Raw genomic sequence first — 23978 nt, 5'->3', positions numbered from 1 at the left:
GCATGGACTCCGACGGTCTCGTCGCCCTCGTTTCTTCTTACAACCCGAACTGTGACGCCAAGCGGATCGCCGAGGCCTTTGCCTATGGCGACAAGATGCATGATGGCCAGCTGCGCCAGTCGGGCGAGCCCTACTTTACCCACCCCGTTGCCGTGGCCGAATTGTTGGCGCGGCAGATGCTGGATGATGACACGATCATCACCGCGCTGCTGCATGACACCATCGAAGACACGATGGCCAGCTACTCCGATGTGTCGCGCCAGTTCGGGGCCGAAGTGGCCGAGTTGGTGGATGGCGTCACCAAGCTGACCAACCTCCAGCTTTCCAGCACCGAGACCAAGCAGGCCGAGAACTTCCGCAAGCTCATCATGGCCGTCAGCCGCGACCCGCGCGTGCTGCTCGTCAAGCTGGCGGACCGGCTGCACAACATGCGCACCATCAAGTTTCAGCGCCCCGAGAAGCAGGCGCAGAAGGCGCGGGAGACGATGGATATCTTCGCGCCGCTCGCCGGGCGCATGGGGATGCAGTGGATGCGCGAGGAGTTGGAAGACCTCGCCTTCAAGGTGCTGAACCCCGAGGCCCGCAACTCGATCATCCGCCGTTTCATCATGCTGCAACGCGAGAGCGGCGATGTGATCGACAGCATCACCCGCGACATTCAGAAGGTGCTGAAGAAGGCTGCTATAAAGGGCGAGGTGCTGGGCCGTGCCAAGAAGCCCTTCTCGGTCTGGCGGAAGATGCAGGAAAAGCAAAAGAGCTTTTCGCGGCTGGCCGACATTTATGGTTTCCGGGTGATCCTCGACTCCGAAGAAGATTGCTACCGCGTGCTTGGTGCGATTCACGCCCGCTGGACGGCGGTGCCCGGGCGCTTCAAGGATTACATCTCGGCCCCCAAGAACAACGGCTACCGCTCGATCCACACCACTGTGACGGGCCGCGACGGCAAGCTGGTGGAGGTGCAGATTCGCACCCGTGAGATGCACGATGTGGCCGAGGCCGGGGTGGCCGCGCATTGGAGCTATCGTGATGGCGTGCGGGCCGAAAACCGTTTTGCCGTCGACCCGGCGCAATGGATCCGCTCGCTGACCGACAGGCTCGACGTGGAAGACCACGACGAGTTTCTCGAGCATGTGAAGCTGGAGATGTATCAGGACCAGGTGTTCTGCTTCACCCCCAAGGGCGATGTGATCAAGCTGCCGCGCGGAGCGACGCCGATCGACTATGCCTATGGCATCCACACCCGCATCGGCGACAGCTGCGTTGGGGCTAAGATTGACGGGCTGCGGGTGCCGCTCTGGACCCGGCTGAAGAACGGCCAGCAAGTGGAGATCATCACCGCCGAGGGCCAGAGGCCGCAGCCGACATGGCTGGATATCGTGGTGACGGGGCGGGCCAAGAGTGCCATCCGCCGCTCCCTGCGCGAGGAAGACCGGGAGCGCTTTATCAAGCTCGGGCGCGAGCTGGCCCGCGTGGCCTTTGAGCATATCGGCAAGAAGGCCACCGAAAAGGCGCTGACCACGGCGGCCCGAACGCTTGGGCTGGTAAACCATGAAGAGTTGCTGGCGCGCCTCGGGTCGGCCGAACTGACCGCGCGTGACGTGGTGAGCACGCTTTATCCCGACCTCGCCGAAGCCCATCGCGGCGAGGTGGTGGATGAGGCCCGCTCGGTTGTGGGCCTGCCTGAAGGCCAGATCTCCACCCGCGCGCAATGCTGCCAGCCGGTGCCGGGCGAGCGGATTGTTGGCATCACCTATCGCGGCAAGGGTGTGATTGTGCATGCCATCGATTGCCCGGTGCTGGTGGAGTTTGACGACGAGCCTGACCGCTGGGTTGATCTGCAATGGCACTCCGGCCAGCACGGTGCCGTCAACACCGTGACCGTCGAGCTGACCATCTCCAACGATGCGGGCATCCTCGGGCGCATCTGCACCCTGATCGGGGAGCAGAAGGCGAATATCTCCGATCTGCACTTTATCGACCGGAAACAGGATTTTTATCGTCTCTTGATAGATGTGGACTTGCGTGACGTGGAGCACCTGCACATGGTGCAGACCGCGCTTGAGGCCGATAGTGATGTGGCCGAGATCGCGAGAGTGAAGAACACGGACCGCAAACCATGAACCAGCGGCCCCCGGGGCGGGGCCGCAGAGCAGGGGAAGAGGCTTGGTATTCAGGCGCAGGGACAGGCGAAGCTGGGCACGAATCGTGCTCGAGTTCTTCTACCCGCGCGGCGGCTGGTATCGTGCGGCGCAATATGTGCGCCACAGGCTGCGCCGCCTGCCCGACGCCCCCAACCGCATTGCCCGTGGCATCTGGGCCGGGGTTTTCGTGAGCTTCACCCCGTTCTACGGGCTGCACTTTCTCTCGGCCTTCCTCGTCGCCAAGGTGATGCGCGGCAATATCCTCGCCGCCATCCTCGGCACGTTCTTTGGCAACCCGATCACCTTTCCGATCATCGCGGCCCTCTCACTCAAACTGGGCCACGCGATGCTGGGCACCCGCCCCGTCTTCGGGCGCGGCCCGAGGCCGGATGACAGCCACGGGCTGATGAAGGCGTTTTCGGGTGCCATGTCGGACCTGTGGAACAACTTCATCTCGATATTCACGCCCGACAAGGCCCATTGGGGCAAGCTGGCGGGCTTCTTCGATGATGTCTTCTTGCCCTATCTCATCGGCGGCATCGTGCCCGGCGTGATCTGCGCCACGATCTGCTATTATGTTTCCGTGCCCGTCCTCACGGCCTACCAGCAACGCCGCAAGGGCCAACTGAAGGCCAAGCTGCAAGAGATCGCCGCCAAGCGGAAGAAGCAGGAAAGCGACGTGGCGGGGGAGTAGGGTCAACGGCTCTTCGACCCCTCCGGGGTCTCATCGCATCTGCGTGGCAGGGGCAACACGCCTCGGGCCGCGCCCCCTTCCAACCCGGCAAAACCCGCCCTAAGGTCCGCCTCAACAAAGGGCTTGCAGCATGACTGAAAAACTCCGCCTCGGCGTCAACATCGACCACGTCGCCACCGTCCGCAACGCGCGTGGTTCGGCCTATCCCGATCCGCTTCGCGCCGCCAAGCTGGCCGAGGAGGCCGGGGCCGATGGCATCACCGCGCATTTGCGCGAAGACCGCCGCCATATCTCGGATGGCGATATCGAAGCGCTGACCGAGGCGCTCACCGTGCCGCTGAATTTCGAGATGGCCGCGACCGAGGAGATGCAGGCCATCGCCCTGCACCACAAGCCCCATGCGGTGTGTATCGTGCCCGAGAAGCGCGAGGAGCGCACCACAGAGGGCGGGCTGGAAGTGGCGCGGGAAGAGAACAAGCTGGCGCATTTCATCGCCCCGCTGGCCGATGCTGGGTGCCGCGTGTCGATCTTCATCGCCGCGGATCAACGCCAGATCGAGGCCGCGCACCGGATTGGTGCAGCGGTGGTTGAGCTGCACACCGGTGCCTATTGCGACGCCCACGCCGAGGGGCGGCTGAAGGAGCGGGGCGAGGAGCTGGAGCGCCTGCGCGAGATGTCTGCCTTCGCCCACTCCCTCGGGCTGGAGGTGCACGCCGGCCATGGCCTTACCTATGACACCGTGCAACCCATCGCCGCCTTCCCCGAGCTGCGCGAGCTGAACATCGGCCACTTCATCATCGGCGAAGCCATCTTTCGCGGCCTCGTGCCTGCCATCCACGAAATGCGCCGCCTGATGGACGAGGCCCGCGCGTAGGGTGGGCAATTTGCCCACCACCTCGCCCTCCCAATCCAGAAAGGCACCACAGCCCATGCACCGCCTCTTCGCCGCCCTTGCCTGCGCTCTCCTCGCCCTGCCTGCTGCCGCGCAGGATCGGGCCGCACTGGAAGCGGATTGCGACTCCAATGGCAATTATCAGGCCTGCCGCGAGGCCCTCATGTCGCAGGACTTGCCAGCCGGAGAGGCGCAGAAGCGGGCGATGATACAGCTGTCTGCCCTTGGTCGTTGCCATGATGCGCAGGCCCCTCACGGCGAGTCTTGCTGGTATGTCGGCTACACGCTTGCCTATGACGATGTGCTGCCCACCGATCCCGAGCGCGGGTTTTTCTACGCCAAACGCGCCTGTGACATGGACAGCGTGAAGGGCTGCGTGGCGCTGATTGCGATGCATGCCAACGGGATCGGCACCGAGAAGAGCGAAGATGCCACCCGCGAGGCCGCCACCCGCGCCTGTGATCTCGGCCACGCCGACGCCTGCGCCTTCATCGGCCGTTAATCTGCGTAGGGTGGGCAAATTGCCCACCACCGGGCGCTCAGCCGCCCAGCCCTTCCGCAGCAATCGCGCCCTTCAGCCAGCGCCGAAAGAACCGCGCCGGGTTGCTCAGGCTGCGCCCCTCGGCGTGGAGCAGCCAATAGGCGTGCTGGGTTTTGTGCCAGCGCGGCAGGGGCGCGACCACTTGCCCACGCGCCAGTGGATCATGCGCCAGCACCTCGAAGGCCAGAAACACCCCTTGCCCGGCCATCGCCGCGTCAAAGCATAGCGAGGCGTCTGAAAACTCAGGCCCGCCGCCCAGCGCCACGGCGGCGTCTTCGGGCTGCAACCAGTTGTTCCAGCCGAACATGGCGGAGGTGTCGCGGATGATCGGCAGGGCGGAGAAGTCTGCGGCGCTTTGCACCTGCGCGGCCATATCGGCGGAGCAAACCGGCACGATCCGCTGATCGAACAGCTTCTCGCAGGCCACGCCCTTGTAGCCGCCCGGGCCGATCCGCACCGCGAGGTCGATATCCGAGGCGGCAAAATCAACCAGCCCCACCGCGCTGTCGATCCGCACCTGAATGTATGGATGGGCGCGGGTGAAAGCGGCCAGCCGCCAGATCAGGAAGCGCGCGGCAAAGATCGGCGCGACAGAGACGGTGAGCACATGCGCCCGGTCGCGCCGGGCAGCCTCTGCGGCGCGGGTGAGGCGGGCGAAGCCTTCGGCGAGGTTGGCAAAGATCTCCTCGGTGCCCTCGAGAGGTGTCATCCCGCCCGGCCTGCGCTCAAACAGCGACCGCCCCAGCGCCGCCTCCGCCCGCGCCACCTGCTGGCTCACCGCGCCGGGTGAAACCCCAAGCGTCGCGCCGGCCTTGGAGAGCGAGCCCAGCCGCGCCACGGCCTCGGCGGCACGCAGGGCATTGAGCGGAATTTCGTTCAGGTCAGGCATATAGAAAATCTAAAGCCATGTGCAGCGAAGGCGCAATCCAAAAGGCGTGTGCTGGGGGCTATGTTGAGCCTAGCTGAAAGGATGCCCCATGCTCCGTTACCTCCGCGCTTTCTTTGTCTCGCCCCCTGCCCCCGACCCAGCCGACCCTTTTGCACATCCCGCGCTTCGCGCCATGAGCGCCCGCGCGTTGGCCGACCTTCCCCTGCCGCGCCCCGGCCGTTAAGCTACGCTGAAAAGGCCGTTTGTGGCCGAACGGAGCGGGGACAGGTGCGATGCGGGTAAATCTTATGCGATACGCGGGCGTCTACATTGCCGCCGCCGTCGGCCTCGCCGCGCTGATCTGGATTGCGGATGCCGCCTTTGGCCTGCGCATGCCGACCGGCCTTTCCACCGCCCTGCCGCCTATGCTGGCGGCCTTGGTCGAAGGGCAGGCCTTCGCGCGGGCGTACCGCGAACTGGCACCGAACGGTGAGGCATGGTCTATCGCGCTGCGGATGACCCTTGTCGTGGCGGTCATCAATGCCGCCATCCTCCTCGGCACGTTTCTCTTTATGCCACAGCTGGCAGACCCGAAGGCCTTTGGCATCATCGCCGTTGTCTTCGTGGTGCTGCTGGGCTTGGTGCTGGTCGTCAATCGCGTGTTCTTTGGCATGGGGGTCAAGAGCCAGCTGAAGGCGCTGGAGGGGGGCAAGTGATCCGCGCCGCTCTTGCGTTGCTCGCGCTCAGCCTCCCAGCCGCCGCGCAGGAAGTGTCTGACTGCGGCGACTGGCGCACGCAGGCCCGCAACATCCCCGAGCCGTGGGAGGCCAGCACCCGCAGCTTTGCCAATGGCGATGTGCGCCTTGTGTTGCTCGACACGATCGAACCCGCTGCCGCTCCCAATCACCTGATGATCCTGTCGCCACCTTTCGACGAGCTTGGTAGCCGCCAGTGCAAGGTGCTTTCGCGCGAGGGGCAGGCGGGCTGGGCGGGGATGCAGTTTGAACGCCTCGAAGCAGGCTATGACCCGGCCCGTGGCCTTACCTTCGCCCTTCCGGCGATGATCTGGCTGCCCGAGAAGAACTTCGTCAACTCCACCCTGCTCTCCATCACGCTCAACCAATCGACCGGCGAGATCACCGTCAGCCAGCAGCTCGGCAACGAATGAGCCGCCCATGATTCTCGGCATCGGCACCGATCTGGCCAACATCGAGCGTATCGCGGCCACGCTGGAGCGGTTTGGCGACCGCTTCCGCAACCGCGTGTTTACGCCCACCGAGCAGGCCAAGGCCGAGCGGCGGGCCGATACGCCGGGCACCTATGCCAAGCGCTGGGCGGCCAAGGAGGCGTGCTCCAAGGCGCTGGGCACCGGGTTGCGCATGGGGATCGCGTGGAAGGACATGTCGGTGCGCAACCTGCACACCGGGCAGCCGGTGATGGAGGTGACGGGCTGGGCCGCCGAGCGGCTGGCTTCGATGACGCCGCCGGGGCATGAGGCGGTGATCCATGTGACACTGACCGACGATCACCCATGGGCGCAGGCCTTCGTGGTGATCGAGGCCTTGCCGCAGCGCGCGGAAGCGTAAGGTTCGTCACCGGGCCGACTTCGGCGTAATTCAGCTATGCATGGGATGTGCATCACTTGTGCATGGGATGTTGCCCTGCACCGCGGCGTGATCGTGCCGCGCCGTTAACCTTCCTGCGCGGTCCCCTTACGTTAGCTTGACACTACCTCGCCCCACCGCCATGAAGCGAGCCGAGCGAGGAGACAGGCGAGGGAGCCGAATGGCCGAGAAAACCAAAGCCGGCGACGGCATCATGGAGACGGTCAAAACCGTCTTCTGGGCTCTCATCATCGCCGGTGTCTTCCGCACCCTGTTCTTCCAGCCGTTCTGGATTCCGACAGGCTCGATGAAGGACACGCTGCTGATCGGCGATTTCCTCTTCGTCAACAAGATGGCCTATGGCTACTCCAAGCATTCCTGCCCGTTCTCCGCCTGCCCGATTTCGGGGCGGATCTGGGCCGGTGCGCCGGAGCGCGGCGATGTGGTGGTGTTCCGCCATCCGGTGAGCGGTGCCGATTTTGTGAAGCGGCTCATAGGTTTGCCCGGAGATCGCATTCAGGTCACCAAGGGCCAGCTGATCGTGAACGGCACGCCCTATAGCCAGCAGGACGGCGGGCTTTATACCGAGATCAAGCAGCCTCAGGGCAGCCAGGGCACCGAGCCCGCCTGCTCCAATGCGCCGGTTGGTCAGGGCGGCACCTGCGAAAAGCAGCGCCTGATCGAAACCGACCTGAACGGCAAGAGCTACAGCACCCTCGACGTGCGCTATCTGCCCAATCGCCATCAGGATGAAACCAAGGTCTACGTGGTGCCCGAGGGCGAATATTTCTTCATGGGCGACAACCGCGACAACAGCCAGGACAGCCGCGTGAGCCAGCAGATTGGCGGCGTCGGCTTTGTGCCCTACGAAAACCTCATCGGCCGGGTCGACCGGGTGATGTTCTCCTCCGCCGGGCGCTCGCTTTTCTACTTCTGGACATGGCGGGGCGACCGCTTCTTTCACAAGGTAGAGTGATCCGGTGCGCCGGGTTCTCTACTGGTTTTTCATCGGGATAGGCGTTGCCGTGGTGCTGGGCCTTCCCGGCCTCGCCCTCGCTGTTCGTTTGGTCTGGGCCCCGTTCTATATCCCGGCAGGCTCGATGAAGCCCACGCTGCTGGTGGGCGACTATCTCTTCGTCAACGAACGCGAGCAGAGAGCGGTTGAGCGCGGCGATGTCGTCATTTTCCGCCATCCGGTTACCGGGGCTGATTTCGTGAAACGCGTGGTGGCCGTCGGCGGCGATACAATCGCGATGCAGGATGGTGTGCCCGTGCTGAACGGCGTTCCGTTGGCCCAGGAGCCGCAGGGCGACTTCGAGGAAATCATGCGCGCCCAAGGCCCGCACCGCCACCGCCCGCGTTGCTCGAACGAACCCGTCGGCGATGGGTCGATCTGCCAGAAAGCCCTTCTGCGAGAGACGTTTCCCGGGGGCCGCAGCCACCTTGTGCTCAGCATCGCGGAGGGTGGCCCGATGGACAGGACTGCAGAGGTCACCGTGCCCGAGGGCCATGTCTTCGTGCTGGGCGACAACCGCGACAACAGCCTTGATAGCCGGGTGAGCCAGTCTGCCGGCGGGCTGGGCTTCGTGCCGCTCGGAAACATTCGCGGCCATGCGGACAGGGTGCTGTTTTCTGCCGCTGGTTCGTGGCTTTATGATTTTCGTAACTGGCGCGGTGATAGATACGGGGTGCAGATCGAATGAAGCTCTCGGCAGAGATTCAGGCTTTTGCGGCGCGGCTCGGCCATGAGTTTGCCACGCCGGAGTTGCTGATACGCGCATTGACTCATCCGTCGTTCTCTACCGCCGGGCAGGACAACAACCAGCGGCTGGAATTTTTGGGCGACCGGGTGCTTGGCCTTGTGGTGGCCGAAGCGCTGATGGAGGCGGATCCGGCCGCGGCGGAGGGCCAGCTTTCGCCCCGCTTTCATGTGCTGGTCAACAAGGAAACCTGCGCAGATGTGGCCCGCGAGATTGGCCTTGGCGATGTGCTCAAGCTGGGCCGCTCCGAGATGCAATCAGGCGGGCGGCGCAAGGAGGCGCTGCTGGGCGATGCGATGGAGGCGGTGATTGCCGCCGTCTACCGAGACGCGGGCTACGATGCCGCCCGTGCCGTGGTGCGCAAGCATTGGCTGGGGCGGGTCAAAGGCGTTGAGGCGGATGCCAAGGATGCCAAGACCGCGCTGCAAGAATGGGCGCAGGCCCGTGGGTTGCCGCCTCCCAGCTACGAGTTGCGTAAGCAGGAGGGCGTTGGCCACGAGTTCATCTTCCACATGGCCGCCGTTCTGGCCAGTGGTGAAGAGGCCATGGGCAAGGCCCGCCGCAAGAAGCTGGCAGAGCACGAGGCGGCGCGGGCCTTGCTGGGGCGGCTGGAAAGCTGATGCGGATCACCTGCCTCAACGCATGGGGCGGGCGGATGCACGGTGAAATGTCTGCCTGGCTCGGTACGAACGATCCGGATATCCTGTGCCTTCAAGAGGTTATCCACGTTCCGAACAGCCCTTCAGAATGGCTGGATTACCGCGACGAGGGGCGCAACCTGCTCCAGCGGGCCGACATGCTGGCCGATCTCGCCGCTGCGCTGCCGGGGCACGACATCACCTTTTGCCCTGCGGCCCGAGGCCCGCTCTGGCATGGCGAGTCGCAGGTTTGGAGCCAATGGGGCCTTGCCACGGCGGTTCGGCGTGGCCTGCCTGTTACCCATCAGGCGCAGGGTTTTGTGCATGGCCGCTTCGGGGCGGAGGGCTTTGGCCCGCATCCCCGCTCCCGCACCGGCCATGCCATCCGCCTCTGGCGGCCCGAGGGCGCGGTGGTGATTGCCCATATGCACGGGTTGCGTGACCCCGAGGCTGGCAAGGCCGACACCCCCGCCCGCGCCGCGCAGGCCAAGCGCCTCGCGGACTTGGTCGAGGCGGTGCTGCACCCCGGCGATGGGGTGATTATTTGCGGCGATTTCAATGTGCTACCCGGCAGTGAAACCCTTGAGCAACTCTCCAGCCTCGCCCCGCGCGAGCTGGTCACCGAAGGCGGCCACCCCGGCACCCGCAACAGCCTTTACACCAAGCCCGAGCGCTTTGCCGATTACATGATGGTCAGCGATTCGGTGCAGGTGACCCAGTTCGACGTGATCCATACCCCGGAAGTCTCTGACCATTGCCCGCTTGTGCTGACACTCGCCTAACCCTATGGAAGCGCCTTCCCCGGCGGGCTAGACTCGCCGCCATGAAAGGCCACAGCCCATGACCACACGCGCCGGTTTCGTCGCCCTGATCGGAGAGCCCAACGCGGGCAAATCGACGCTGACCAACCGCATGGTCGGCGCGAAGGTGAGCATTGTGACCCACAAGGTCCAAACCACCCGCGCCCGTATTCGCGGTGTGGCGATTGAAGGCGAGAGCCAGCTTGTGTTCGTCGACACGCCTGGCCTCTTTCGTCCTCGCCGACGGCTGGACAGGGCGATGGTGGCCGCGGCATGGGGCGGCGCGGCGGATGCCGATGTGGTGGTTCTTCTGGTCGAGGCGCACCGGGGGCTGACCGAGGGGGTGCAGGCCATTCTGGACGCGCTGAAAGAGCGCGAGGTTGAAGACCAGAAGGTGGCGCTGGCGATCAACAAGATTGACCGGGTGAAATCGGAGGTGCTGCTGGAACTGACGGCAAAGCTTAGCGAAGCCTATGATTTTGCAGAGGTCTTCATGATCTCCGCCGAAAAGGGCCATGGCGTGGACGATCTGCGCAAATGGCTGGCCGGTGAGCTGCCCGAAGGCCCGTGGCTTTACCCCGAAGACCAGATCGCCGATCTGCCCCTGCGGATGATCGCCGCCGAGATGACCCGCGAAAAGCTGACCCTGCGGCTGCATCAGGAGCTGCCTTATCAGCTGACCGTCGAGACGGAAGCTTGGGAAAACCGTAAGGATGGCAGCGCGAAGATCGACCAGATCGTCTATGTCATGCGCGACGGGCACAAGGGCATCGTGCTGGGCAACCGGGGCGAGACGATCAAGGCCGTGGGGAAGGCGGCGCGCGAGGAGTTGGAGGAGTTTCTCGGCCATCGCGTTCACCTTTTCCTGCAGGTGAAAGTCCGGCCCAACTGGCTGGAGGAGAGCGAGCGCTACGACGAGATGGGGCTTGATTTCAAGGACGGGAACGCTTGACCAATGAAGTCTTGGTTACCCTCTCCGAACACTGATCCGAGATGGTTTTCCGATGCGCTGCCCGGTGCTGTGGCGGCGTTTCAAAGGCTAGGGTCTAGGGACAGGGCCAACTACTCGCGAAAGCTGCGCAACGCGACGAAGGTACTCGTACTAGAATCAGAAACTCGGCAGTTCGTGTCGCTGCGCTGGGCAATGGCACATCTCGCTGGAGCGAGCTGGGACGAAACCAGCGCCTCAGAGACTATAACGCAACTGACGCCCTATGAGCGGCTCTTCCAAGAAGCCGGTATGAACCGCCTGCTCCGAGGCGACGTCGGTTTCGAGGAGCTCAGGGTCGGCTACGCTGCCGCGTGCCACTCGTGCGGAGAAGGCCCGTCAAAGAAAGGATGGGTCGAAGCCGAGGGTGATAACCGGAAGTTTTACGTTCTCGCAGTTAGCGGGATCGTTGCGCAACCAGAAGAGATAGATCCATCGTCGGCAGAGGGAGAGGTAGAGGGAAATGTGCGGTCGGTGTTTGTAAACCGATACGAACGCTCCAAGAAGAACCGAGATGCCTGCATTTCGACTCACGGCTTGGCCTGCAAGGTGTGCGGGTTGAACTTCTTAGAACGGTATGGGGAACTCGGACTTGGTTTCATACACGTTCACCATCTGCTGCCGTTGTCGAAATGCGGTTCTGAGTACAAGCCAGATCCGATCTCCGATCTTGTGCCGCTCTGTCCAAACTGCCATGCGATGATCCATCGAATGGATGATCTGGCGGACCTAGAGGGATTGCGAGCTCGAATACGCACCCAAAAGCTTGGCAAGCACCAATGACCCGCCTGACCAGCGGCTTCTGGGTGCAGGCCTACCTCACCCGCCTGCGGCTGGCCGACATCCCCGCCTTCGTGGTCGCCAAGGGCGATGAGACGGCGGGCAACATTCTCGTCAAGCAGAGCCCGCTCGACGGCACTGCGCGGGCGTTTCAGCGGATCATGGCAATGGACGGCTCGCGCCCGTGGGACGTGTTGGCCGAGGGGCCGGAGCCGGAGGTGGATGAGGTGCTGCGCGAGCAACGCCGGTTTGACCCGGATATCTGGGTAATCGAGGTGGAAGACCGCGCCGGGCGGCACTTGCTCGACGAGGAAGGACTGGACTGATGGAGTGGCGTGCGGAAGGCGTGCTGCTGACCACCCGCCCTTATGGCGAGAACGCCGCAATCATTGAGGTTTTCACCGCCGAGCGCGGGCGCCATGCGGGCGTGGTGCGCGGAGGGGCAGGGCGCCGGATGTCGCCCATCCTGCAACCGGGCGCGCAGCTCGATCTGACTTGGCGCGCGCGGCTGGAGGATCACCTCGGGGCCTTCACCGTCGAGCCGATCCGCGCGCGCGCTGCCGGGGTTCTGGGCGACCGGAGGGCGCTGGCGGGGCTGGGTGCGGTGACGGCGTTGCTCTCCTTCGTTTTACCCGAGCGCTCCGCCTATCCCGGGCTCTACACCCGCTCGCTCACCGTGCTGGATCTGATCGAAGAAGGGTCTCCCCATTGGCCGCTGGCCTATCTGCGCTGGGAGTTGGCGCTGCTGGACGAAATGGGCTTTGGCCTTGATCTCACCACCTGCGCTGCGACGGGCGCGCGCGACGGGCTGGTTTATGTGTCGCCAAGGACCGGCCGGGCGGTGAGCGAAGGCGGGGCCGGGGAGTGGGCCGCCAAGCTGTTGCCCTTGCCGCCGTGCCTGATGGGCGAGCCGCCAGAGAGCGCCGGTGAGTTGATGCAGGGCTTTGAAACCACGGGGTATTTTCTGGAGCATCAGCTCAGGGCTTCGCTGGGCGAAAAGCCATTGCCCGGCGCGCGCGGGCGCTTGATGAGGGTGCTCGCCAAGGGCTAGGGCATCACTCGCCGTCGCTGCGCCGAAACACCATTTCGCGCCCCGCCTCGTTGGACAGGATCAGCACCGGCCCGGAAGCCTCTGCCAGCGTCATCTCGGAGAGCGCTTTGAAGAAGGCGGTCTCGCCGTTCAGGTGCAGGCAGGCCCGCCGGGTGGAGGCGATCGGGCCGGGTTGAAACCACGGGTAGGGGGCGTCCTGCGCTGCCGAGTAGCTGTTGCAGGGCGCTTGCCCCGCGATCCGCCCGGCTTCGCTCAGGTCGAGCGTGGCGCCCCATTCAAAGCCTTCGCCGTCGATCTCTTCCAACTGGTAGAGGCCAGAGGCATAGCCGGTGAGGGTTTCATCCGCGCAGGCGGTGGCTAGGGGCGGCAGGGCGAAGAGGGCGGCAAGGGCGAGAGGTTTCATACCGACAGAGGTAGTGTGCCAACCCGCCGCCGCCAAGGTGCCATGTTGGTGCCACAGGGCTTTGCGACATTTGCAGCATGTTGAAGCGATCAACTCTTTTCGGCGCTGTGGTGGCGATCACCGCCCTGTCCTTCACGGCGGTCTCCGGCCTTGTGAACAGCGATCAGCCCGTGCCCGCCGCCGCGCTCCAAGGCCCTGCACCGCAGGCGCTTGCTGCGGCCTATCCGCAGGCTTGGGCCATGCATCAGGCCTATGATGAGTTTCTTACCGGGCCTCAGTGGTATGGCGCCTTTGCCGTTGGGGCGGATGGCGCGTTTGGGGCTGTTTCGGGCTATGCAGATCGCAGCGTTGGCCGCGCCGATGCGTTGGCGCATTGCGTGACATGGGCTGAGGACTGCCGGATCGTGGCAGAGCTGTTGCCCGCCACCCCCCTAGCACAGGCCGCGCCGCCGGTTTCGGGGCCACAGGCGGAGGCGCTTATCGGGTTGCGGCGCAGTCACAGCGGCCTGCGGGCCTTTGCCGTCGATAAGCGGGGCCACTGGGGCAGTGCATGGGGCTTCACATCCCCGGAAGAGGCAGAGGCCAGGGCCGTTTCGGAATGCCGGGTTGCGCAGGGGCGCGGCACGCCGCCGCCCAACAAGCCGGGCTACGCTTGCAAGGTGATCTGGGTCAGCCGTTAGCGGCCTTGCGGGGCCGCTGAGTGGCGCGCTGTCAGGCGAGCAGGCGGCGGGCGATGACCTGCGCCTGAATCTCTGCCGCGCCCTCGAAGATATTGAGGATCCGCGCATCGCAGAGCACCCGGCTGATGGCATATTCCAATGCAAAGCCATTGCCTCCATGAATTTGCAGCCCGTTGTCCGCCGCGGCCCAAGCCACACGCGCGCCGAGCAGCTTGGCCATGCCCGCCTCGACATCGCAACGCACGCCATTGTCCTTTTCCCATGCCGAGAAATAGGTGAGCTGGCGGGCAATCATGATTTCCACCGCCATCATCGCCAGCTTGGAGGCGACGCGGGGGAAGTCGATGAGCGATTTGCCGAATTGCTTGCGGTCCTGCGCGTACTTCATCGAAATATCCAGCGCCGATTGGGCCACGCCGATGGCGCGGGCGGCGGTTTGGATGCGGGCGCTTTCGAAGGTTTCCATCAGCTGCTTGAAGCCCTTGCCCTCTTCGCCGCCCAGCAGGTTCTCGGATTTCACCTCGAAACCGTCAAAGCCCAGCTCGTATTCCTTCATCCCGCGATAACCGAGCACCTCGATCTCGCCGCCGGTCATGCCGGGGGTGGGGAAGGGGGCGTCATCGGTGCCCGGCGTCTTTTCGGCCAGAAACATCGAGAGGCCTTTGTAATCGCTTGTCGAAGGGTCCGTGCGGGCAAGCAGGGTCATCACGTGGGCGCGGGCGGCGTGGGTGATCCAGGTTTTGTTGCCTGTCACCTTGTAGGTGTCACCCTCCTTCACGGCGCGGGTGCGCAGGGCGCCAAGGTCGGAGCCGGTGTTGGGCTCGGTGAAGACGGCGGTGGGCAGGATCTCGGCGCTGGAAATGCGGGGCAGCCAGCTTTCCTTCTGAGCCTCGGTGCCGCCGCAGATGATCAGCTCGGCGGCGATCTCCGAGCGGGTGCCAAGTGAGCCGACGCCGATGTAACCGCGTGAAAGCTCTTCGGAGACCACCACCATGGAAGCCTTCGACAGACCGAAGCCGCCGTATTCCTCAGGAATGGTCAGGCCGAAGACGCCCATCTCGGCAAGTTCCTCGATGATCTCCATCGGGATCAGCTCGTCCTTAAGGTGCCAGTCATGGGCGTGCGGCTCGATCTTGTCGACCGCGAAGCGGCGAAACTGCTCGCGGATCATCTCCAGCTCGTCGTCCAGCCCGGTGACCCCGACCGTGATTTCGGCGGAGCGCTCCTGCATCAGCTCAACCAGTCGCAAGCGCGCGGCTTGGCTGTTGCCTTTGGCGATGAGGTGGCGCACCTCATGGGTCATCAGCGCATCGGCGCTGTCGATGCCGATGTCCGAGAGCCGGATGATCTCTCCCTGGCTCATCGGGATGCCGCCGACCATTTGGGCGAGATACTCTCCGAAGGCGATCTGGTGGATCAGCTGCTCCACCTCGCCAAACTTGCCTTCTCCCTGCAGCTTCTCGGCCCAGGCCTGCATCTGCTTGAGCGATTGCACATAGGTCGCAAACCACGCCAGCCCGTGGGCCGCTGTCTGATTGGCCTCCACGGCGCCGCCAGACACCCGGCCATCCGTGGCCAGCTCGGCCCGCAGGCCCGATTTTGCCGCTTCCAGCAGCGCCTCGGCGGGGGGCACCGCGGCGGCGGTGAGGGTGAGGAGATCGGGGAGAAGGATGGGTTGGGCGGTCATGTCCTGTCCGTCATGGGGCATGGATTCGGTCCTCGCTGTCGTGCTCGGGTTGGGATAATCCTTTCGCAGGTGCAGCGCAACTTAATTTCGCCACGTGCGACTTCGGTGCATAAAAATGTCGCGGTCGATTGAAGGTGCAGCGGTGCGAGCGGCGCGTTATGAGGCATCATGAGCATGTTGCCAGAGCTTCTGACCCCCGGTCTCATCGCGTTTGCCCTCGGCGTCACCCTGCTTGCGGGCGTGGTCAAAGGGGCGGTGGGCTTTGCGATGCCATTGATCATGGTCTCGGGCATGGGCATTTTGCTTGATCCAAAGCTGGTGGTGGCGGGCATCATCCTGCCTATCGTCGTTTCCAACGCGCTTCAGGTGGCCCGCTGCGGCTGGGAAGAGGCCAAGGCGGCGCTGCGCGACTACCGGGCCTATATCCTCATTGTTTGCGTCATGATCCTGCTGTCGGCGCAGTTGGTGACTATGATCTCCAGCCAGGTGATGTATCTGGTGCTGGGCATCCCGGTCACGCTGCTATGTGCGATCCAGCTTGCCGGGCTGAAGCTGGTCATTCCCGAAGAGCGGCGCCCGGTGGCCTCGGTTGTGGCGGGCTTTCTCTCTGGTGCGCTCGGCGGGCTGGCGGGCACATGGGGGCCGACAACGGTGCTTTACCTCGTGGCCATCGAAACCCCCAAGGCGCGGCAGATCGTGGTGCAAGGCGTGATCTACGGCCTCGGTTCGGTGATGCTGCTGGCCGGGCACATGAAGAGCGGAATCATGAACAGCGAGACGGTGTGGTTTTCGGCGCTCATGCTGTTGCCCGCGCTGGCTGGTATGTGGCTGGGCTTCAAGCTGCAGGACAGGATCGATCAGGCCACCTTCCGCAAGGCAACGCTGGCCGTGCTCTTCATCGCCGGGCTCAACCTGATCCGGCGCGGGGTGATGGGCTAGGCGGGCGCGCGCTGCGCTAAAGGCTTGCGCCGCTCTGGTGCAAGGCTCAACAGGCCCGCCGGATCACACATTTCGCCCGCGCCGGGATAGGTCTCGGGCGGGACCACGGTGAAGGGGATTCGATAGAGCAGTTCGCCCTCGAAGCTGGCCTCCATGATCCATGTGCCGGTGACCGCCTCATAGGGAAAGTCGAACCGGTAGAGATGGGTCGAGAAGCTGCTGTCGCTGTAGCTGGCCTGCCAGCTCTGCGTTTCGGTACCCCGGCCGGGGAAGGGGGGGTGGAAGACGGTGAAGGTGGCCCCGGTGATCGTGACTCCATCCGCCGCGCGGGCACGCACGCCAAAGCCGAGGCCCATCAGCGCGGGCACGAGTTGGCCCAGCGGGGAGAGCTCTGGCGGGGTGTCGAACACATCGACCTGCCCCCGGTCGGTGCCGGGCGCTTCCATTGTGCCGGTGATCTCGACCGAGCAGTTGAGGCCATAGCTGACCTCGGCAACCAGCGCGGGGTTGATGTAGAGTTCGGCAGAGGTTTCCTGCGCCACGGTGACGGACGGGGCGAGGGTGAGGGCGAGCAGGAGGGTAAGGCGAATGTGTTTCATATCTTGCGGGAATATGGGGCCTTTGGCGGCAGAACCCAAGTGGCCGGATCAAGGATGAAGGGTTTCTTCACCCGCCTGTCTCATGCGGGGGGCGACCCGGCAGGGCGGGGCGCAGCGCTGAGCAGGTCGAGGTGCTCGCAGGCCAGCGGCGGGCCGGTATAGGCCGCGGGCGGCACAACTTGGAAAGAGACCGAGTAGATCGGCTTCTGCCCCTGTAGCGCTTGAAGCTGCCACAGCCCCGGCGTGGCCTCGTGTGGCGCATCGAAGGTGAAGATGTGGGTCATCGGCGCTTCCGGCCCGAGATGCGAGGCAAAGCTTTGGCTGCTGGTCCCGGTGCCCGGGAAGGCCGGGTGCAGGCTGCGGATGGTAATGGCCATGGGGGCAGCCCCCTCACGCGCCCAGGCCTTGACGCCAAAGCCAACGCCCAGCACAGCGGGCACTTGCTGGTGGCTGTCGACGAACTGCGCCTCCCCTTCGAAGATATCCACGCGCCCGTTCTCTGTGCCCGGCGCGTCTTTGGAAGAGACGATGGGCAGCGGGCATGTGAGCCCAAATTCCAGCCTTTCGATGACGGTTGAATCGGCTTGCACGTGCGGCTCCGAGAGGCTCGCGCCAGCGGACAGAAAAAGGACGGCAAGGGCCAGCCCGGCCCTCACCGCCCGCAATGTCTTGCCTCGCAAACTCACCCGATGGCGACGGCCTTCACATCGTCGTCGATGTAGGCGTCGTATTGGGCGAAGTTCTCGGCGAACATCTCCACCAGCTTCTTGGCCTGCGCGTCATAGGCCTCTTTGTCGTCCCAGGTCGAGCGCGGGTCGAGCAGGCCAGCGTCAACGCCATGCACGGTGACGGGCACTTGGAAGCCGAAGTTTTCGTCCTTGCGGAAGGTGGCCTCGTGCAGCGAGCCGTCGAGCGCGGCGGTGAGCAGAGCGCGGGTGGCCTTGATCGGCATCCGGTTGCCGGTGCCATAGGCGCCGCCGGTCCAGCCGGTGTTGACCAGCCAGCAGGTGGCGCCGTGGGCGTCGATCTTCTCGCGCAGCAGGTTGCCGTAAACCTCCGGGCGGCGCGGCATGAAGGGCGCACCGAAGCAGGTGGAGAAGGTCGGCTCAGGCTCGGTCACGCCGCGCTCGGTGCCGGCGACCTTGGAGGTGAAGCCGGAGAGGAAGTGATACATCGCCTGCGCCGGGGTGAGCCGGGCGATCGGGGGGAGCACCCCGAAGGCATCGCAGGTCAGCATGATGATGTTCTTGGGGTGGCCGCCAAGCGCGGTTTCGGACGCGTTGGAGATGTACTCCAGCGGGTAGGCGCAGCGCATGTTGGCGGTCAGGCTGTCGTCGTCGAAGTCGAGTTCTTTGGTCTCGGGATCGTAGACCATGTTTTCGATGACGGTGCCGAACATTTGCGTGGTGGCGTAGATTTCCGGCTCGGCCTTCTCGCTGAGGTTGATGGTTTTGGCGTAGCAGCCGCCCTCGAAGTTGAAGGTGCCACGATCCGACCAGCCGTGCTCGTCATCGCCGATCAGCACCCGGTTCGGGTCGGCCGAAAGGGTGGTTTTGCCGGTGCCGGAGAGGCCGAAGAACACGGCGGCATCCACCGGGTTGCCCTCGGCGTGGTTGGCCGAGCAGTGCATTGGCATGATGCCGCGCTCGGGCAGCAGGTAGTTGAGCAGAGTGAATACGGATTTCTTGTTCTCGCCCGCGTATTCGGTGCCGCCGATCAGGATCAGCTTCTTGTCGAGGTTCAGCGCGATCACGGTCTCGCTGCGGCAGTCGTGCCTGGCCGGATCGGCCTGGAAGCTCGGGCAGTTGATGACGGTGAACTCGGGCACGAAGGTATCAAGCTCGTCGCGCGACGGGCGGCGCAGCATGTGGCGGATGAAGAGCGAGTGCCAGGCCAGCTCGGTGACCATGCGCACATCGAGCCGCTGGGCCGGGTCGGCCCCGCCGAACAAGTCCTGCACGAAGTAGTCCCGGCCCTTCATGTGCTCCAGCATGTCGGCGTAGAGCGCATCGAAGCCGGCCTCTGACATGGGCGCGTTGTTTTCCCACCAGATGGTGCCTTCGGTGGCGGCGGAGCGGACCACGTGTTTGTCCTTGGGCGAGCGGCCGGTGAACTTGCCGGTGGAGCACAGAAACGCCCCGCCCTTGCCCAGTTCACCCTCGCCGCGCTTGACGGCCTCTTCAACGATCGCTGGCTCGATGAGGTTGTAATAGACGTTCCCCAGGCCATTAATTCCTTGATCTTCCAGGCGTTTGGCGGGGTTGACGCGTCCGATTGTCATCGTTCTTTCGTGCTCCTGAGGCAAGCTCTGTTCTGGCAGTCCGTTCCGGCCCGTCCCGGCCTGAAACGCCACCCCGGCAAGGGGGTGGTTCCGCCCCTATAGCATGGCGTTTTTGCAAAGGAACCGGCGCAGGCGCGGCGTTAGCGCAACCAGCGTCAGTTTAACGCAAACATCCGCCGAGGGGCGTGAAATGCGGCGGTAAGGTGATGCAAATTAGCCATTCGTTTTCACTTTTGCGGTTCATTAGGGCCCGCAAGTGCGGGTGATTCGCACTTAGTAGTTGATTCCAAAGGTGTGATTCGGGATGTTGAGGCAAAACAAGGCAACGAGCACAAACAATAAGGAATACAGGCATGTCGAGAATTGCCCTCGTCGATGACGATCGGAATATCCTCACGTCCGTTTCGATGACTCTGGAGGCCGAAGGCTTCGAGGTCGAGACGTACAATGATGGCCAGACGGCGCTGGACGCCTTCAACAAGAAGCTCCCCGACATGGCGGTTCTTGACATCAAGATGCCACGGATGGACGGGATGGACCTGCTTCAGCGTCTGCGCTCCAAGACGACCATGCCGGTTATCTTCCTCACCTCGAAGGATGACGAGATTGACGAGGTGCTCGGCCTGCGCATGGGCGCCGACGACTATGTGAAGAAGCCCTTCTCCCAGCGCCTGCTGGTGGAGCGTATCCGCGCCCTGCTGCGCCGTCAGGAAGTGATTGGCGGCGACGGCCCGACCGAGGCGGAAACTGCACAGGTGATGGTGCGCGGCGAGCTGGTGATGGATCCGCTGCGCCATGCCGTGACCTGGAAGGGCATGGATGTGTCGCTCACCGTGACCGAGTTCCTGCTGCTTCAGGCCCTCGCCCAGCGCCCCGGCTTCGTGAAGAGCCGCGATCAGCTGATGGACGTGGCCTATGACGATCAGGTTTATGTCGACGACCGCACGATCGACAGCCACATCAAGCGCCTGCGCAAGAAGATGCGCTCGGTGGATGATGAGTTCTCCGCGATCGAAACCCTCTATGGCATCGGGTATCGCTACAACGAGGAGTGAGGCGGCACGGGCAGGAGGTGGCCCCGGTGAGGGACACAGGCCAGACATATGAGGCGGATGTCGTTCTTGGCGAAGACTGGGAAAGCCCCCAGAGCGCCGATTACGCCATGCAGCAAAAGCGTGCGCGTCGGGGCTTCCTAACGCTCAATCGCTCGCCGCTTGCCCGCAAGATCATCACCTTCAACCTGCTCGGCCTGTTGCTGCTGGTGGCGGGTGTTTTCTATCTCAATCCCTTCCGGGACAGCTTGGCCCTGCAACGCGAAGCGGGGCTTCAGGCCGAGGCCCAGCTTATCGCCGATGTTTTCGAGGTGCAGCTGACGGGCGGCCCGGTGGCGCTGGATGCGAGCGGCGTGGATATTCAGGCGGTGGTTGACGGGCTCGACCTGTCGTCCGGGGTTGAGGTCTTCGTTTTTGGCAAGGCCGAGACAATCCTTGGCTCCACCTTGGGCCGCGACACCGAAAGCGCCGTGACGCAGGCCCAGAAAGAGCGCCGCACGGTCATCACCGACTTTCTCAATGCGATCTGGGAGGGGATGTCTTCAATCTTCTCCTCGCAGCGCGCCGACATCCCCGATGTAGACGCCGAAGGGCTGGCGCGCGCCATGGTGGCCGATGCCGCAACCGGCCGCACGACGGTGCGCACGGGTTCAAACGCGGCGGGCGGCACGATCTTTTCGGTCGCAACGCCGGTGATTGCGGGCAATCAGGTTGTGGGTGTTGTGGCCATCACCTCGGCGCAGGGCGAGATTGACACGCTGGTCCGCTCTGAGCGTGAGCAGGTGCTGCAGATGTTCGTCATCGCGATCCTTGTTTCGATCGGCCTGTCGCTGCTGCTGGCCTCCACCATCGCCAACCCGATTGCCGACCTTGCCTCCGCCGCCGAGATCGGGCGGGAGAATGGCGGCCAGAAGATGAGCCCCAACCGGGTGCGCATCCCAGACCTCACCGGGCGACCCGATGAGATTGGCCGCCTGTCCGGTGCCCTGCGCGGTATGGTGGCCGCGCTCTACGACAGGATCGACGCCAACGAACAGTTTGCCGCTGACGTCTCTCACGAAATCAAGAACCCGCTGGCCAGCCTGCGCTCTGCCGTCAGCTCGATGCGGGTGGCCAAGCGTGATGACCAGCGCCAGAAGCTGCTTGACGTGATCGAGCATGACGTGCGCCGGCTGGACCGCCTTGTCAGCGACATCTCCAACGCCTCCCGGCTCGACAGCGAGCTGGTGAAGGAAGAGGAAGAGCCCTTTGACCTGCTCCATATGCTGGGCAACCTTACCGAGTATCTGGGCGGCGAGGCCAAGCGAAAGGGCGTGGAATTTATCACCGACGTGCCCCGCCAGCCGATCCGGATCAATGGTCTGGAGGCGCGGCTGGCGCAGGTCTTTGTCAACCTGATCACCAATGCCCTGAGCTTCTGCGAAGAGGGCGATGCGGTGCGCGTTTGGGTCCGCCGGCGCGAAAATCGCGTGCTGGTGGTGGTTGAGGATACCGGCCCCGGCATCCCCGAGCAGGCGCTGACCAAGGTGTTCAACCGTTTCTATTCCGAGCGGCCTGAGGGCCAGTTTGGCGACCATTCCGGCCTTGGCCTTGCGATCTCCAAGCAGATCATCGAGGCCCATGGCGGCGTGATCTGGGCCGAGAACATCCGGCCCACCGAGAGCGACATCACCTCCGAGCCGCTGGGCGCCCGCTTCGTCGTCGGCCTGCCCCTCTGATCGCAGACCGCGCCCCGCCCGCGCGGAGGCAAGTGCAGGACATGTCAGCCGATGGCCGAAACGACCGCCAGCCATGATGACTTTTTCCACGCAACGGCAGTGGCCATTGGTGATCGGGGCGCGATGATGATCGGGCCTTCGGGCACGGGAAAGTCGGCGCTGGCGGTGGAACTGATCTCGCGCGGGGCAAAACTGGTGGGGGACGACAGGCTGATGCTCAGCGCGGCAGGCGGTGCGCTCACGGCGCGGCCCCGCCCGGGCTTCGAGGCCCGGATAGAATGCCGGGGCGTTGGCCTGCTGACGGTGCCCGCCGTGCAGCAGGCAAAAATCGACCTCGTGATCGACGTCGGGCGCGAAGAACGTGACAGGCTACCGCCACCGCGCGAAATTCTGATCCTTGGATGCAGTCTGCCCTTGCTTCACCGGGCGGCAGGAGCGCAGTTTCCGGCAGCGGTGTTGCTGATGATGTCAGGCGGCACCCTCAACAGCCCCAACGATCCGGCCCGATGACTGACGATCCGCATGCAACTTCCACGCCCCAAGCGCTGCCGCACGCGAGTGCTGTGCAACGCTTGGTGCTCGTGACCGGGCCAGCCGGGGCGGGCCGCAGCTCGGCGGTGCGGGTGCTGGAAGATCTGGGCTATGAAGCCATCGACAACCTGCCCCTCTCGCTCGTTCCCCGCCTGCTGGAGGCCGCGCCGCGCGGTGGCGCCCTTGCGCTGGGGATCGACAGCCGCAACCGGGAGTTTGACCCGCCGCACCTGCTCGACCTGCTGGCTCAGCTCGACGCGCGCCCGGACGTGGCCCATGAGGTGCTTTACCTCGATTGCCTGCCCGAGGTGCTGCTGCGCCGTTATTCCGAAACCCGCCGCCGCCACCCGCTCGCCCCCTCCGAGAGCCCGGAAGAGGGCATTCGGCGCGATTTTGAGCTGCTTGCCGGCATCCGCGAGCGTGCCGATGTGCTGATCGACACATCGGACCTGTCGGTGCATGACCTGCGCGAGGAACTCGACAGGCTGTTTTCGCTGGAGGCAACGGTGCGGCTTGGCGTGTCGATCCAGAGCTTTTCCTACAAGCGCGGCTTGCCCCATGGGCTCGATATGGTGTTTGACTGCCGCTTCCTGAACAACCCGCACTGGCAGCCGGATCTGCGCCCGCTGGATGGCCGCGACGCCGCTGTGGCACGATATGTGGAGGCCGACCCGCGCTTCGCGGAGTTTCACAAGCGCGTGCGAGGCCTTGTAGACATGTTGCTTCCGGCCTTTGTAGAAGAAGGAAAATCCCACCTGTCGATCGGCTTTGGCTGCACCGGCGGGAAGCACCGTTCTGTTGCCCTGACGGAACGGTTCGGGAAAGAGCTTGCAGGGGCCGGATGGCGCGTGTCTATTCGGCATCGGGAAATTGAACGGCGGGTTGGGGCACGGGTGGCAGAGCCACCGGCCGCAGCTTTGGGGACGAAGGCTTGATCGGAATCGTGATCGTGGCGCATGGCGGGCTGGCGAAGGAATACCTCGCCGCCGTTGAGCATGTCGTGGGCCAACAGGATGGCATCAGCGCCATCACCATAGCAGCGGATTGTGACAGGTCGAACAAGCAGAACGAGATTTGCGCTGCCGCCGATGCGGTGGACGATGGCTCTGGCGTTGTGGTCGTGACCGACATGTTCGGCGGCTCTCCCTCCAACCTCTCCTTGCTCGCCTGCCGCCCCGATAACCGGAAGATTCTGTACGGCGCGAACCTGCCCATGCTGGTCAAACTTGCGAAATCCCGCCACCTGAAGGTGGAGGACGCGGTAAGTTGCGCGATGGCGGCAGGACGTAAATACATAAACAGCTATGATGGTGGAGCCGCCTGAGGCGGGG

At 64.2% G+C, this 23978-nt stretch carries 28 protein-coding genes; 22 read left to right on the top strand and 6 right to left on the bottom strand.

Annotated features, from left to right (window positions below; all coding sequences use genetic code 11):
• Positions 1 to 2: 2 nt before the first annotated feature.
• The 4 genes from ACXAG6_RS18230 (at position 3) to ACXAG6_RS18215 (ending at position 4229) form a co-directional block, all read left to right on the top strand.
• Entirely contained in the window at positions 3 to 2120 is a 2118-nt protein-coding gene (locus tag ACXAG6_RS18230) for a RelA/SpoT family protein (protein ID WP_475339299.1), read from the top strand.
• Positions 2121 to 2205: 85 nt separating this feature from the next.
• Complete coding sequence (locus ACXAG6_RS18225; RefSeq protein ID WP_475339298.1) at positions 2206 to 2835, top strand: DUF2062 domain-containing protein; 630 nt, start codon at positions 2206 to 2208, stop codon at positions 2833 to 2835.
• 130 nt (positions 2836 to 2965) lie between these two features.
• The gene (locus ACXAG6_RS18220; protein WP_475339297.1) at positions 2966 to 3709 is read left to right on the top strand and encodes a pyridoxine 5'-phosphate synthase; all 744 of its coding nucleotides are present in this window, start codon (positions 2966 to 2968) and stop codon (positions 3707 to 3709) included.
• A gap of 55 nt (positions 3710 to 3764) precedes the next feature.
• Entirely contained in the window at positions 3765 to 4229 is a 465-nt protein-coding gene (locus ACXAG6_RS18215) for an SEL1-like repeat protein (protein WP_475339295.1), read from the top strand.
• 37 nt (positions 4230 to 4266) lie between these two features.
• On the opposite strand, the gene ACXAG6_RS18210 is transcribed toward ACXAG6_RS18215, so the two are convergent.
• Positions 4267 to 5157, bottom strand: a complete 891-nt coding sequence (locus tag ACXAG6_RS18210) for a LysR substrate-binding domain-containing protein (RefSeq protein ID WP_475339294.1) — start codon at positions 5155 to 5157, stop codon at positions 4267 to 4269.
• Positions 5158 to 5429: 272 nt separating this feature from the next.
• On the opposite strand from ACXAG6_RS18210, the gene ACXAG6_RS18205 reads away from it, so the two are divergent.
• The 11 genes from ACXAG6_RS18205 to recO all read left to right on the top strand — a co-directional run bounded on the left by ACXAG6_RS18205 (position 5430) and on the right by recO (position 12757).
• Positions 5430 to 5852 carry an ABZJ_00895 family protein gene (locus tag ACXAG6_RS18205; protein WP_475339293.1) on the top strand — a complete coding sequence of 141 codons (423 nt, stop codon included), beginning with the start codon at positions 5430 to 5432 and terminating at the stop codon, positions 5850 to 5852.
• Entirely contained in the window at positions 5849 to 6304 is a 456-nt protein-coding gene (locus tag ACXAG6_RS18200) for a hypothetical protein (protein ID WP_475339292.1), read from the top strand. The genes ACXAG6_RS18205 and ACXAG6_RS18200 overlap by 4 nt, the downstream gene beginning before the upstream one ends.
• 7 nt (positions 6305 to 6311) lie before the next feature.
• Complete coding sequence (gene acpS, locus ACXAG6_RS18195; RefSeq protein ID WP_475339290.1) at positions 6312 to 6722, top strand: holo-ACP synthase; 411 nt, start codon at positions 6312 to 6314, stop codon at positions 6720 to 6722.
• A gap of 199 nt (positions 6723 to 6921) precedes the next feature.
• Positions 6922 to 7716, top strand: a complete 795-nt coding sequence (lepB, locus tag ACXAG6_RS18190; protein ID WP_475339289.1) for a signal peptidase I — start codon at positions 6922 to 6924, stop codon at positions 7714 to 7716.
• Between the two features lie 4 nt (positions 7717 to 7720).
• On the top strand, positions 7721 to 8443 hold the full coding sequence (gene lepB / locus ACXAG6_RS18185) for a signal peptidase I (RefSeq protein WP_475339288.1): 723 nt from the start codon (positions 7721 to 7723) through the stop codon (positions 8441 to 8443).
• Positions 8440 to 9120, top strand: coding sequence for a ribonuclease III (gene rnc / locus ACXAG6_RS18180; RefSeq protein ID WP_140015562.1), 681 nt, complete (start codon positions 8440 to 8442; stop codon positions 9118 to 9120). Before lepB (ACXAG6_RS18185) ends, rnc begins: the two co-directional genes overlap by 4 nt.
• The gene (locus ACXAG6_RS18175) at positions 9120 to 9920 is read left to right on the top strand and encodes an endonuclease/exonuclease/phosphatase family protein (protein WP_475339286.1); all 801 of its coding nucleotides are present in this window, start codon (positions 9120 to 9122) and stop codon (positions 9918 to 9920) included. Before rnc ends, ACXAG6_RS18175 begins: the two co-directional genes overlap by 1 nt.
• A gap of 58 nt (positions 9921 to 9978) precedes the next feature.
• Complete coding sequence (gene era / locus ACXAG6_RS18170; RefSeq protein WP_475339285.1) at positions 9979 to 10890, top strand: GTPase Era; 912 nt, start codon at positions 9979 to 9981, stop codon at positions 10888 to 10890.
• A 288-nt stretch (positions 10891 to 11178) separates the two neighbouring features.
• Positions 11179 to 11709: an HNH endonuclease gene (locus ACXAG6_RS18165; RefSeq protein WP_475339284.1), complete on the top strand. Its 531-nt coding sequence runs from the start codon at positions 11179 to 11181 to the stop codon at positions 11707 to 11709.
• Positions 11706 to 12032, top strand: coding sequence for a DUF1491 family protein (locus ACXAG6_RS18160; protein ID WP_475339283.1), 327 nt, complete (start codon positions 11706 to 11708; stop codon positions 12030 to 12032). The genes ACXAG6_RS18165 and ACXAG6_RS18160 overlap by 4 nt, the downstream gene beginning before the upstream one ends.
• Positions 12032 to 12757 (top strand): DNA repair protein RecO, encoded by a 726-nt coding sequence (gene recO / locus ACXAG6_RS18155; protein ID WP_475339282.1) that lies wholly within the window; start codon positions 12032 to 12034, stop codon positions 12755 to 12757. The genes ACXAG6_RS18160 and recO overlap by 1 nt, the downstream gene beginning before the upstream one ends.
• Positions 12758 to 12761: 4 nt before the next feature.
• Here recO and ACXAG6_RS18150 read toward each other — a convergent pair whose 3' ends face one another.
• The gene (locus tag ACXAG6_RS18150; RefSeq protein ID WP_475339281.1) at positions 12762 to 13160 is read right to left on the bottom strand and encodes an META domain-containing protein; all 399 of its coding nucleotides are present in this window, start codon (positions 13158 to 13160) and stop codon (positions 12762 to 12764) included.
• Between the two features lie 77 nt (positions 13161 to 13237).
• Here ACXAG6_RS18150 and ACXAG6_RS18145 point away from each other — a divergent pair, with 77 nt between their 5' ends.
• Positions 13238 to 13840, top strand: coding sequence for a hypothetical protein (locus ACXAG6_RS18145; protein WP_475339280.1), 603 nt, complete (start codon positions 13238 to 13240; stop codon positions 13838 to 13840).
• Positions 13841 to 13871: 31 nt separating this feature from the next.
• On the opposite strand, the gene ACXAG6_RS18140 is transcribed toward ACXAG6_RS18145, so the two are convergent.
• On the bottom strand, positions 13872 to 15548 hold the full coding sequence (locus tag ACXAG6_RS18140; protein ID WP_475339278.1) for an acyl-CoA dehydrogenase family protein: 1677 nt from the start codon (positions 15546 to 15548) through the stop codon (positions 13872 to 13874).
• Between the two features lie 147 nt (positions 15549 to 15695).
• Here ACXAG6_RS18140 and ACXAG6_RS18135 point away from each other — a divergent pair, with 147 nt between their 5' ends.
• Entirely contained in the window at positions 15696 to 16466 is a 771-nt protein-coding gene (locus tag ACXAG6_RS18135) for a sulfite exporter TauE/SafE family protein (RefSeq protein WP_475339277.1), read from the top strand.
• Here the strand turns inward: ACXAG6_RS18135 and ACXAG6_RS18130 are convergent.
• From ACXAG6_RS18130 to ACXAG6_RS18120, 3 genes are all read right to left on the bottom strand, one after another.
• Positions 16463 to 17065, bottom strand: coding sequence for a DUF3859 domain-containing protein (locus tag ACXAG6_RS18130; RefSeq protein ID WP_475339276.1), 603 nt, complete (start codon positions 17063 to 17065; stop codon positions 16463 to 16465). The two genes, ACXAG6_RS18135 and ACXAG6_RS18130, sit on opposite strands and share 4 nt — an antisense overlap.
• Before the next feature lie 80 nt (positions 17066 to 17145).
• On the bottom strand, positions 17146 to 17655 hold the full coding sequence (locus ACXAG6_RS18125) for a DUF3859 domain-containing protein (RefSeq protein WP_475339275.1): 510 nt from the start codon (positions 17653 to 17655) through the stop codon (positions 17146 to 17148).
• Positions 17656 to 17747: 92 nt separating this feature from the next.
• Complete coding sequence (locus tag ACXAG6_RS18120; RefSeq protein ID WP_475339274.1) at positions 17748 to 19346, bottom strand: phosphoenolpyruvate carboxykinase; 1599 nt, start codon at positions 19344 to 19346, stop codon at positions 17748 to 17750.
• Between the two features lie 353 nt (positions 19347 to 19699).
• On the opposite strand from ACXAG6_RS18120, the gene ACXAG6_RS18115 reads away from it, so the two are divergent.
• The 5 genes from ACXAG6_RS18115 (at position 19700) to ACXAG6_RS18095 (ending at position 23971) form a co-directional block, all read left to right on the top strand.
• The gene (locus ACXAG6_RS18115) at positions 19700 to 20401 is read left to right on the top strand and encodes a response regulator transcription factor (RefSeq protein WP_140015550.1); all 702 of its coding nucleotides are present in this window, start codon (positions 19700 to 19702) and stop codon (positions 20399 to 20401) included.
• A 107-nt stretch (positions 20402 to 20508) separates the two neighbouring features.
• The gene (locus tag ACXAG6_RS18110) at positions 20509 to 22116 is read left to right on the top strand and encodes a sensor histidine kinase (RefSeq protein ID WP_475339517.1); all 1608 of its coding nucleotides are present in this window, start codon (positions 20509 to 20511) and stop codon (positions 22114 to 22116) included.
• 51 nt (positions 22117 to 22167) lie between these two features.
• Positions 22168 to 22626 (top strand): HPr kinase/phosphorylase, encoded by a 459-nt coding sequence (locus ACXAG6_RS18105; RefSeq protein ID WP_475339273.1) that lies wholly within the window; start codon positions 22168 to 22170, stop codon positions 22624 to 22626.
• Positions 22623 to 23582, top strand: a complete 960-nt coding sequence (rapZ, locus tag ACXAG6_RS18100; RefSeq protein ID WP_140015548.1) for an RNase adapter RapZ — start codon at positions 22623 to 22625, stop codon at positions 23580 to 23582. The genes ACXAG6_RS18105 and rapZ overlap by 4 nt, the downstream gene beginning before the upstream one ends.
• Positions 23579 to 23971 (top strand): PTS sugar transporter subunit IIA, encoded by a 393-nt coding sequence (locus tag ACXAG6_RS18095; RefSeq protein ID WP_140015547.1) that lies wholly within the window; start codon positions 23579 to 23581, stop codon positions 23969 to 23971. Before rapZ ends, ACXAG6_RS18095 begins: the two co-directional genes overlap by 4 nt.
• Positions 23972 to 23978 lie beyond the last annotated feature (7 nt).

The sequence above is a fragment of the Vannielia sp. ABF1_015 genome (assembly GCF_056160745.1).
This window is presented reverse-complemented; position numbering and strand designations above follow the sequence as displayed.